The organism is Duganella kummerowiae, from assembly GCF_053572355.1.
Window position 1 is genome coordinate 214,189 of the sequence record NZ_JBKFEH010000001.1, and the last position, 10,462, is coordinate 224,650.

Here is a 10,462-nt window from a genome sequence, read left to right on the forward strand (position 1 = left end):
CAACTGGCTGATTCTTTCAGCGCGCCGCTTGATCTGCCGCGCGCCGCACATAAGAATACCGCAACAACGATAACGACCCAGAGACATGCGACTCACCCCTACCCTGTCCCGCGCCGGCCTGCTGCTGGCGCTCATGAACGTGCATGCGGCGCAGGCGGCGGAACAATGGCATTTCGATTTCGGTACGGCCACCCCGGCCGCCGGCCGCAGCGCCGTGCAGCCGGACATGGAATACAGCAGCACCCGCGGTTACGGTTTCGAGCCAGGCGCCATCGTGCGGAGCGTGCAAGACGCTGCGGGCGGACGTCAACCAGCCAGCTATCTCACCGGCACGAAACCCTTTTTCTTCACGGCCGACGTCCCCGAAGGCAATTACAACGTCACCGTCACCTTCGGCGCCACGCAAGCGCCTTCCAGCACCACGGTCAAGGCCGAGCTGCGCCGCCTGATGCTGGAAAACGTCAGCACCAAAGCCGGTGAAGTGGTGCAGCGCACCTTCACGGTCAACGTGCGCACGCCGCGCATCCCGGCCAGGAATTCCGTGCCGGCAGGCGCCGTCAAGCTCAAGGTCCCGCGCGAAAGCGTGCAGGAAGCCTGGAACTGGGACCAGCGCCTGACCCTGGAATTCAACGGCAGCGCCCCCGTCATCCGCGCCATCGACATCGTGCCGGTCAAGGCGCCCACCATCTTCCTGCTGGGCGACTCCACCGTGTGCGACCAGTCCGGCGAGCCTTACGCCAGCTGGGGCCAGATGCTGCCGCGCTTCCTCAAGCCCGGCATCGCGGTGGCCAACCATGGCGAATCGGGCGAGACCTACCGCGACTCCATCAACCGCCTGCGCCTGAACAAGGTGCTGAGCGCGCTCAATCCCGGCGACACGGTGCTGCTGCAGTTCGGCCACAACGACCAGAAGCAGATCAAGGAAGGCAAAGGCGGCCCGTTCACCACCTACAAGGACGAGATCCGCGTGCACGTGGAAGGCATCAAAGTCCGTGGCGGCATACCGGTGATCGTCTCGCCCATGGAGCGCCGCCGCTTCGACGAGCACGGCAAGGCCGAGTCCACCCTGATCGAATACGCCGACGCGGCGCGCCAGTCGGCCCAGGAACTGGGCGTGGCCTTCATCGACCTGAACGCCATGAGCAAGCCGTTCTACGAAGCGCTGGGCCCGGAAAAGTCGGCGGCCGCCTTCGCCGAACCGCAGCCGGGCAAGGTGGACAACACCCACCACAACAACTACGGCGCCTACGAACTGGCCCAGGCCGTGCTGACCGGCCTGCGCAAGGCTGGCGTGCCGGCCGCCGCCTTCATCGCCGACGGCTACGGTAATTTCGATCCCTCGCATCCGGACCCGCTGGCGTCCTTCGCGGTGCCGGCCAGCCCGACCTACACCAACCAGCGTCCGCTGGGCGACGAAGCCAACAAATGATGAAGATCGCCCGCCCCCTTGCCGCCCTGCTGCTGTCCGCCGCCGTGCTGGCGCCCGCACTGGCGGCCGACCAGTATTTGTTCGCCTACTTCATCAAGAACGGCGAGGATGGCCTGCACCTGGCCGCCAGCAAAGATGGCTACCATTGGGACAAGCTGGGCAACGGCCGCAGCTACCTGGCGCCCGCCGTGGGCGGCGCCAAATTGATGCGCGATCCCTGCATCGTTCGCGGTCCGGATGGCACCTACCACATGGTGTGGACCTCGGGCTGGAAAGAGAACAACATCGGCTACGCCTCATCCAAGGACCTGATCCACTGGTCGGCGCAGAAGGAATTGCCGGTGATGGCGCATGAACCGGGCACGCTGAACGCCTGGGCGCCGGAAATCATCTACGACGCCAAACGCGCCAAATACCTGATCTTCTGGGCCTCCACCGTGCCGGGCAAGTTTCCCGAAACGGATGGCTCGTCCGAGGACAAGTACAATCACCGCATGTACTACACCACCACCAAAGACTTCGCCACCTTCACGCCCACCCGGCTGTTCTACGACCCGGGATTCAGCGTGATCGACGCCACCTTCCTCAAGGCCAATGGCAAGGACTACCTGCTGGTGAAGGATGAAACGCGCAACCCGCCGCGCAAATACCTGCAGGTGGCCGACGCGCCTGACCTGCGCGGCCCCTTCGGCAAGCTCAGCGCGCCGATCTCGCCCGCCGGCGTGTGGGTGGAAGGCCCGACCGCGATACAGATCGGCCAGGACGCCATCATTTACTACGACGCCTACAAGGACAAGCGCTACGGCGCGCTGCGCTCGCGCGACCTGGTGCACTGGGAAGACGTGAGCAAGGACATGCACTTCCCCGACGAAGGCACGCCACAGCGCATCCGCCACGGCACCGTGATCGCGGTGCCGGAGGAAGCGATAGACCAGCTCCGAAAGGCAAACTGATATGTGGACCACCTCATGATCAGACACAAGTTAGAGTACGACCCCTCTTATGGCCGCATAGTTAACGCTTGCGGCCTCTTTTTTTCCAGCGCCGTATGTAACAAGATTTTTACAAAACAGCAATAAACCCTTAACAGAGACATCATGACGCAAACCACCCTGATCGCAGGCAGCCTGGCCGGACTCTCCCTGCTGTGCGCCGCCAGTCCCGTCCTGGCCCAGACCCAGCCAGCCACCCCGGCGCCGGCCGCCAAACCGGAGGCGGCAAGCAGGCCGGCCGCGCCGGCAGCAGCTCCCGCCCCGGCGTCTGGCGCCAAGCCGGCCGATGGCGCCGCTGTCAGCGCCAAGCCTGGCGACCCCGCCAAGAAACCCGAGGAGCAGCCGGCTGAAGGCGGCGCCGCCATGCAAACCGTCGAAGTGGTGGCACAGCGGCCCAACGAACTGATAGACCGCTCCGTCTACGACCTCAAGCAGGAAGTCATCACCCCTGCCGCCTCGGCCGCCGACGTGATTGCCAACGTCCCCAATGTCACGGTAGACCAGGACGGCAAGGTAGCGATCCGGGGCAACCAGAACACCCGGATTTTTGTGGACGGCAAGCGCTCCGCCATGTTCTCCGGCGACAGCGCCGGCGACGCCCTGAACGCCTATCCTGCCTCTGCGCTGGAAAGCGTCGAGGTCATCACGATACCCGGTCCGGAATTCGGCTCGGAAGGTGGCGGCGGCCCCATCCTGAACCTGGTGACGCGCCGGGTGCGCCCGCCCGGGGGCCAGGGCAACTTCAGCGTCGGCGCCGGGCCGGAAGGACGGCGCAACACCGCCCTGACCGGCAGCTACAATACCGGCCGCTTCCAGGTCGATGGCATCGCCAGCCTGGCCCGCCGCGTGAACGATTCCAGCGGCTGGTCCAATTCAATTACCCAGTCCGGCAATGTGGTCACCACCAGCCGCCGCGATGGCACTGGCAAGAATATTTCGGACACCCTCACGCTGGCCCCCACCTTTACCTATAACGTGGGTGAATCCGACCGCGTCCGCCTGGCCTTGAACTACAACCGCAGCACTCGCGACAGGGACAACGTTTCCGACTGGGTGTATTACCAGGGTTCGACCACACCATACCAGCAGTACCGGCAAAAATCCTTGGGCGACAGCCCTTCCACCCAATATCAGGCAGCGCTCACCTATGAGCAGAAGTTCAACCGCACCGACAAGCTCAATTACGATTTGCGCGTGTCGGGCTCCAACAGCGACAGCGAGAGCCGTTATCTGAATTCCTATACCGTCACGCCGCCCACCGGCCCGCGCCCCCAATACCTGAACGGTAACAAATCCAGTAACACAGTCGCGGACTTCACCATGGATTACGTCCAGCTCCTGATGCAGACCGTTCAAATGAAAGCGGGACTGAAAGCTGGCTTGAACCGTGGGCAAAGCGATGCGGACTACTTCAATATCGATCCGCTCACCGGCGAAGAATTGATCGATCCCACCCGCGCCAGCGCCTTCAAGACTACGGAACACTCGGCGGCCGTCTACGCATCATTCAACATCCCCTTGAGCGATCACTGGACCATGCAGCCTGGCGCGCGCTATGAAACCATCAACCGCGATATCGATTACATTAATCAGCACACGACCGGCGGCGACAGGAGCAAGAGGCTGTTACCCAGTATGTTCGTGCGTTATGCGTGGGGCGAGAATGGGCGTTCCACCATCACCGGCGCTTACTCGGGCAGTATCCGGCGGCCGTCGATCAATGAAATTAACCCCAACCTGCAATACGTCAGCGACACCAGTTCCAATCTGGGCGACCCTCGCCTGGCGCCGGTCCATAACAAAAAATACGAGATCAAGTACGACGACAAGTGGGATTGGGTAAGCTACACGATCACCCCTTATCGGGAAACCGAATCGCCGCTGATCGGCCGCGCCCTGGTAGCAGTACCCAACAGCACCGTCATCATCAGCGAGTACGTGAACTTCGGCGCAAAAATCAACAACGGCATCAGCCTCAATTTCCAGGGACAGCCAGATAAAACCCTGAGATTCGGCGCTACCGTCAACCTGCAGCGCATCAGCCAGTCCGTCTTATCCACCATCAATAACGCCGACGGCACTCGCACCACCCGGGAAAGGGAGCTGGAGTCCACCCCAAAAACCGTGCAGCTGCGGACCCAATACTTCGGTATTCCCGATCATAGCCTGCAGTTCAATGCCAACTATACGGGCAAGCAATACCGGGGAACCATAGAGACCGAGGCCTACTGGACCGCGAACCTCAGCTGGTCCTGGACCCTGGTCAGGGGTATATCGTTGCGCACCATGGTTACCGACCTGTTCAACAGCAGCGTCAACCACAGCCGGCAGTTCACCGACACGGTGCAGACCGAGAGCTACAACCGCCAGAGCGGCCGCGTCATCAATGTAGCGCTCAGCTTCACGCTGGGCGGCGTGACCGGCGACCCGCGCATCCGCAACGGCGGCGGCATGTTCCGCGGCCAGCCTGGTGAAGGCGGCATGCGCGGCGGTCAGGGCGGCGGCATGCCGGGCGGCGGTTTCCCCGGCGGTGGCGGCGGCCCGGGCTTTTAAGCGCTCATGCGCCCGGCCCGGGCGCCAGCTGGTCGGCATGCCGGTGGATCAGCTTCCACTGGCCGTCCTCGCGGCGGAATATCTCGGTCACGCGCAAGTCCATGGGCACCTTGCCCTCCTTGCCCTTCATGCTGACCTTGGAGCGCTGGATGCCAACCCAGTAGGCCAGCACGCCGTCGCTGGCCTTGTGCATGATCTCGAAGGCGTTCTCGCTGCCCTCGCCGAACATACCCGCGCCCTGCTGGTTGACTTTGTTGACCTCCTCGGCCCCTTGCACGCAATCGCCCTTGGGGCCGAAGATGGTGGCCGGCGAGGCCTGTGTGGAAACCTGGCCCAATGGACCGTAGTCGCCGTTGACAAAGGCGGTCGATGCCTGTTCGCGCTGCTGCAAAAAATGCGGAAAATCCGATGATGTGCCCATAACACCCTCCCGATCATGAAGACAGCGGCATGATCTTAGCAATGGATGGCCATGAACGACGCCCAGTTGCTCACTTCCAATCAACAATGCGAGTGTTTTTGATTGCCGCCGCCGCCGCATTGCGGCGCGGTGGCATATCCGCTACTGTAGCGTGGCTTATCACATAACCATTCGGAGAAGCTGTCCAAGTGAAGACCACTCAGTTCAAACTCAAAGCCTGCCGCCTGCTGGTCGGCGCCCTGTTCGCCACCGCCCTGCCGCTGTCGCTCAATGCCATCGCCCAGGAAGCCCCGGCCGCACAGGAAAAAGGCCCGGCCGCCGCCGACGCCATGCTGCACGCGCTGGAAGTGAAATACCCGACTCCCTACCGCGCCATGGAAACGGCCGAAGTCAAGGCCGTGCTGGACCGCGTGTTCAACTACCTGGACGCCGTCACCCCCGCTGAACTGATCAGCGAAAAAACCCACGCCCCCATCGCCAAGCTGGACAAGGCCGATCCGGACGCGGTCCTGAAACCGGGCGACTTCCGCCTGACCAGCTATGAATGGGGCGTGACCTACGCCGGCATGCTGGCCGCCGGCGCCGCCACCGGCGACGCCCGTTACACCGACTACACCACCAAGCGCCACCAGCTGATGGCCGACCTGACCCGCCTCTACCTGCCCGTGGTGCAGGCCGACAAGGCCAATGCGCACGCGCCCATCAAGAGCTTCCTGAACCCGCACGCGCTGGACGACGCCGGCGCCCTGTGCATGAGCTTCCTGAAGGCCAAGAACATGGGCGTCAAGGTCGATTACAGCCAGATGGTCGGCGTGTGCGGCACCTTCGTCACCGAGAAGGAATACCGCCTGCCGGACGGCACCCTGGCCCGTGGCGGTCCGGACGCCAACGGCAAGGTCAAGCCGCGTCCCTTGCCCAACACCCTGTGGCTGGACGATATGTTCATGGGCGTGCCGACCATCGCGCTGATGGGCAAGTACACCGGCAACAGCAAATACTATGACGACGCCGCCAAGCAGGTGCTGCAATTCTCCAAACGCATGTTCAACCCGCAGCTGGGCATCTACATGCACGGCTACGTGGAAGGCCTGCGCGACCACCCGCAGCTGCACTGGGCGCGCGCCAACGGCTGGGCCCTGATGGCCATGGTCGAAGTGCTGGAAGTGCTGCCCAAGAACCACAAGGACTACAAGGCCGTGGAAGCCCAGCTGCGCGCCCACGCCGCCGGCCTGGTCAAGTACCAGGACAAGGACGGCCTGTGGCACCAGCTGCTGGACCGCCCCGACTCCTACCTGGAAACCTCGGCCAGCGCCATCTACACCTATGCGCTGGCGCGCGCCGTCAACCGCGGCTACCTGGACAAGGAAATGTACGGCACCAAGGCCAACCTGGCCTGGAACGCGGTGGCCAGCAAAGTCAACGCCAAGGGCGAGATCGAAGGCATCTGCGTGGGCACCGGCATGGCCTTCGACCCGGCCTTCTACTACTACCGTCCGACCAGCACGCGCGCCGCGCATGGCTACGGCCCGGTGCTGCTGGCCGGCGCCGAGATCATTGAGCTGAACAAGAAGTACAAGTACGGCTTGAATGACTCAGGCTTCATGTACCAGGGCCAGCGTTAATCCTTATCGCTGACCGCCAGAACGGCTGCGCTCCCGCCTGGGGACCGCAGCCGTTTTTTCTTGCCCGCGCCGGGGCTATTCGATCCGGAAGGCGACTGCGGTGGAAAATGGCATGTCCTGCGGGCTGGCGATGACGAGCGCATCGTCCTCCTGCTTCCAGGCCAACGGCTTGCCCTGGTGGCCCAGCAGCGTGACCGAGCGCACCGGCTTGCCGAGCAGGCCGGCGGCGCGGCCCAGGCTGGCGATTTTCACGGTGCTGCCCGGCGCCGGCACCGCCATCGCGTAGGCATACAGGGCGCCATCCTTGCCCACCGTGAAGCGGAAGTCGTGCGGGCCGAAGCGGAAATCGGCCTGGCTCTTGCCCAGCTTACCGGCCGGCAGGGTGCGCAGCTTGCCGCCCTTGCCGGCATCTGCTCCTTCACCCAGGCGCACCCAGGCCTTGCTGCCATAAATGCCGTCGCCATTGATACGCATCCAGGCGCCGACATCCTTGAGCATGCGCACCGTGCCGGCATCGAGCGAGCCGTCGGGCAGCGGTGATATGCAGATCGCCACATTGCCGTCACGCGCCACCTGCTCCAGGATATAGCGAATGACGGCGCCGGCATCGTTGGTGAAGCCGGGACGGTAGTACCAGTCACCCACCGGGTTCTCCGCGATCCAGGCCTGGTCGGTCTTGATCCCGGCCGGAATGGTGCCTTCCTCGGTGTTGACGGTGCCATTGGTGTTGGGCCGGAACTTGACGATACTGAAGGTATCGAGCTTGCCGCGCGCGGCCAGCGTGCGGTTGTAGTAATCGGCAATCACGCGCTGCATGGCGTCGGCCTTGATGCCGGTGCCGGTGTGGTCGCCGCTGAAGGGTTGCGGTCCGGTGCCGTCCGTGTAGATGAAGTCCGGGTCGTAGCGTTCGACCACGTCCATCATGCGCAGCGCCCAGCGGGTGGCGTACCACTTGGCGTAGTCCGCATGGCGCGTGAACAGGCCATCCGGCGGCGGATTCCAGGCCGAGCCGGCGGCCTTGGCCACGCCCCGGTATTCGCGCAGGTCCACGTTGTACAGCAGGCGCGGGTCCAGGCCTTCCCACCACTTGCCCTTGCCGTCGGCCAGGGCCAGGCCGCCGTCATAGGGCACGCCCGCCAGCGCGCCGCTGGTATCGCTGCCGAACGCGGTCTGCCACCACCACCAGGAATACTCGTGGTGGAAGGCGACACCGTAGCGGATGCCAGCCGCACGCGCGGCCCTGGCCCACTCGCCCAGCAAATCGCGCTTGGGCCCCAGGCGTACCGAGTTCCACGGCTGGTAGCGCGAATCCCACAGGTCGAAATTGTCGTGATGGACGCCTTGTACCAGCAGGAAGCGCGCGCCGGCTTCCTTGTACAGCGCGGTCAGCTGGACCGGGTCAAAGCGGACCGGATTCCAGTCGCGCAGTATCTCCTTGTAGCCGGAGGTGGACGGATGCCCGAAGGCTTGCAGGTGGTTGGCGTAGGCCGGCGTGCCGGGACTGTACATCCTGCGCGCATACCAGTCGCCGCTCAAGCCGGCGGCCTGCGGTCCGAAGTGCACCCAGATGCCGAATTTCGCCTCGCGTAGCCAGGCCGGCGTGCCCGGGTAGTTCTTCTCTATCGAGGCCCAGGTGGGCTGGAACGGGCCCGGCATGATGGGCAGGTCGAGCTGCACTTCCGGCGCGGATGCGGAGTCGCCCAGCGGCACGCTGTCCACCGGCAGCGGCGCGGGGACGGCCGGCATGGGTGGCAACGGCGGCAACGTGGCGTGCGCCTGCAGCGCCAGCAACAGGGCGGTGGCCAACGCGATGCGCGCCGGGGTGAGTTGGGGAAGTAAGCGTGGCATATGGTTACCTTTTGTTGCGCGCCTCGGCCGGCGGCAGCTCCAGCGGCAGCGCGTCGGCACACAGGGCAAGGATTTCAATGATGGTCATGCCCGATTGGGCCGCGTCGTTGGTGGACACGCCGGGCGCCTCGTGCACCGGATTGAGCGAGTCGGCGCCGCTGACCAGGCGCTGCTCGGCGCCGCGATAGCGCGCCAGCGCGGCCACGGCGCGTTTGGCAAAGGCCGGATTGCGCGTTTGCGAGTACGCATACGCCGCCAGGCGCGGTCCGCCCTGCCCGCTCTCGACCAGGCTGGCGTCGGCGCCTTCGTTGCCGGTCTCGCGGTCCTTGTCCAGCACCTCGGCCGGGGCGCCGCCCAGGCGCGCATACTGCAGCCAGGCGCGCTTGATATCGTCCCGGCCCAGCAGCGGCACCAGCTCGAACATCACCTGCGCGCCGCCCTGTATGGTGGCCAGGTTGTACAGCACCGGCACCTGCTTGCCCGCCTTGGGGTCGGGGATGGGGAACAGCTTGCCCGTGGCGGGGTCGTAGCCCACCGTCATGCTGCCGCCGCCCTTGAGCGGACCGATCTCGCCCTTCTTCAGCAGCGGGTTCAAGCCGTTGCGCACGCCGGAGCGCAGCCAGTACGGCATGGCCAGGATGCCGTCCACCCCGGCGTTGATGCGGTCGCGCCAGCGGGTGTCGCCGGTGCGCTCCCATTCCGTCATCCAGTTGCCGGCCAGGACGAACCAGTCCGGCCCGATGCGCAGCCGGCCGGGATACTTGGGGTCCTGCGGCAGCACCGGCTGCGCCAGCCGCATCGGATCGTGGCTGATGATGGCCAGGTCGGACTTGAGCTGTTCGCGCATCACGTCGCCGGTACGCTCGTCGGTGGTCAGGTAGTAATAGGGACGCCAGTGCGCGGCCTGGCTGATGCGGGCTTCCTTGGCGCCGTCCCCCCACTTCACCACGTTGTGGCGCGAGCCCAGGCCCGCCATGGGACCGATGTGGTAGACATTGGTCTCGCTGGTATTGCGGGTCAGCGCCTCGGCCATGCGGAACACATCGGCGCGGCCGCTGCGCAGATAGCTGTACCACAGCCACAGCGGCGTGCCCAGTTCCGTGCTGTCCCAGGCGTGGCCGCCGTAATCGTAGTACCAGACATGGCCGGCCGCGTTGTAGCTGTGGATGAAGTCGCCGTAGTACCAGAAACCGTACCAGTAGCGCTCATCGACCTGCTGTTTGTAAAAATCCAGGATGGAGTCGAGGCGCCCTTCCATCTCGGCCTTGAGCGGCGTCGAACGGTCCGGCAGGCTCCACACGCCAAACACGCCGGCGGCATGCAGGTATTCCGGGCTGGCCGTCAGCAGCGGGCGCTGGGCGACGGCCTGGGCCTGCGCCACCTGCTCGGTACGCGCGGGCACGCCGGCCGACGGATAGATGGTCAGCTCGCTGGTGCGCGCCACGCCATAGGCCTTGCTCATGCCGGGCTGCACGTCCTCGTAGCTGGCCACCAGGCCGTGCGGGCGGTCGTCGTAGTGGCGCATGTCCATGGCCGGGGCGTCGGGTGACCACAGCCAGGCCGTCAGCTGCGCCGTGTCCTGCGCGGCGCCGCGCAC

7 protein-coding genes are annotated in these 10,462 nt (G+C 64.9%); 4 read left to right on the forward strand and 3 right to left on the reverse strand.

From position 1 onward, the window contains the following. Positions 1-85: 85 nt before the first annotated feature. The 3 genes from ACLB1G_RS00810 to ACLB1G_RS00820 all read left to right on the forward strand — a co-directional run bounded on the left by ACLB1G_RS00810 (position 86) and on the right by ACLB1G_RS00820 (position 4,974). The gene (locus tag ACLB1G_RS00810) at positions 86-1,429 is read left to right on the forward strand and encodes a rhamnogalacturonan acetylesterase (RefSeq protein ID WP_491625273.1); all 1,344 of its coding nucleotides are present in this window, start codon (positions 86-88) and stop codon (positions 1,427-1,429) included. Continuing rightward, positions 1,426-2,382, forward strand: a complete 957-nt coding sequence (locus tag ACLB1G_RS00815) for a glycoside hydrolase family 43 protein (protein ID WP_491625274.1) — start codon at positions 1,426-1,428, stop codon at positions 2,380-2,382. Before ACLB1G_RS00810 ends, ACLB1G_RS00815 begins: the two co-directional genes overlap by 4 nt. Positions 2,383-2,526: 144 nt before the next feature. Further along, entirely contained in the window at positions 2,527-4,974 is a 2,448-nt protein-coding gene (locus ACLB1G_RS00820; RefSeq protein ID WP_491625275.1) for a TonB-dependent receptor, read from the forward strand. A gap of 4 nt (positions 4,975-4,978) precedes the next feature. On the opposite strand, the gene ACLB1G_RS00825 is transcribed toward ACLB1G_RS00820, so the two are convergent. Then, positions 4,979-5,395 (reverse strand): YybH family protein, encoded by a 417-nt coding sequence (locus ACLB1G_RS00825; protein WP_491625276.1) that lies wholly within the window; start codon positions 5,393-5,395, stop codon positions 4,979-4,981. A 188-nt stretch (positions 5,396-5,583) separates the two neighbouring features. On the opposite strand from ACLB1G_RS00825, the gene ACLB1G_RS00830 reads away from it, so the two are divergent. Then, the gene (locus ACLB1G_RS00830; RefSeq protein WP_491625277.1) at positions 5,584-7,017 is read left to right on the forward strand and encodes a glycoside hydrolase family 88/105 protein; all 1,434 of its coding nucleotides are present in this window, start codon (positions 5,584-5,586) and stop codon (positions 7,015-7,017) included. Between the two features lie 75 nt (positions 7,018-7,092). On the opposite strand, the gene ACLB1G_RS00835 is transcribed toward ACLB1G_RS00830, so the two are convergent. Both ACLB1G_RS00835 and ACLB1G_RS00840 read right to left on the reverse strand, forming a co-directional pair. Then, entirely contained in the window at positions 7,093-8,865 is a 1,773-nt protein-coding gene (locus ACLB1G_RS00835; RefSeq protein WP_491625278.1) for an alpha-L-fucosidase, read from the reverse strand. A gap of 4 nt (positions 8,866-8,869) precedes the next feature. Further along, a partial coding sequence (locus ACLB1G_RS00840) for an exo-rhamnogalacturonan lyase family protein (protein WP_491625279.1) occupies positions 8,870-10,462 on the reverse strand: 1,593 nt, incomplete at its 5' end.

Coding starts and splice junctions, on each gene's coding strand:
- ACLB1G_RS00820 (WP_491625275.1), top strand. CDS start 2,527: ATGACGCAAACCACCCTGATCGCAGGCAGCCTGGCCGGACTCTCCCTG.
- ACLB1G_RS00815 (WP_491625274.1), top strand. CDS start 1,426: ATGATGAAGATCGCCCGCCCCCTTGCCGCCCTGCTGCTGTCCGCCGCC.
- ACLB1G_RS00835 (WP_491625278.1), bottom strand. CDS start 8,865: ATGCCACGCTTACTTCCCCAACTCACCCCGGCGCGCATCGCGTTGGCC.
- ACLB1G_RS00825 (WP_491625276.1), bottom strand. CDS start 5,395: ATGGGCACATCATCGGATTTTCCGCATTTTTTGCAGCAGCGCGAACAG.
- ACLB1G_RS00810 (WP_491625273.1), top strand. CDS start 86: ATGCGACTCACCCCTACCCTGTCCCGCGCCGGCCTGCTGCTGGCGCTC.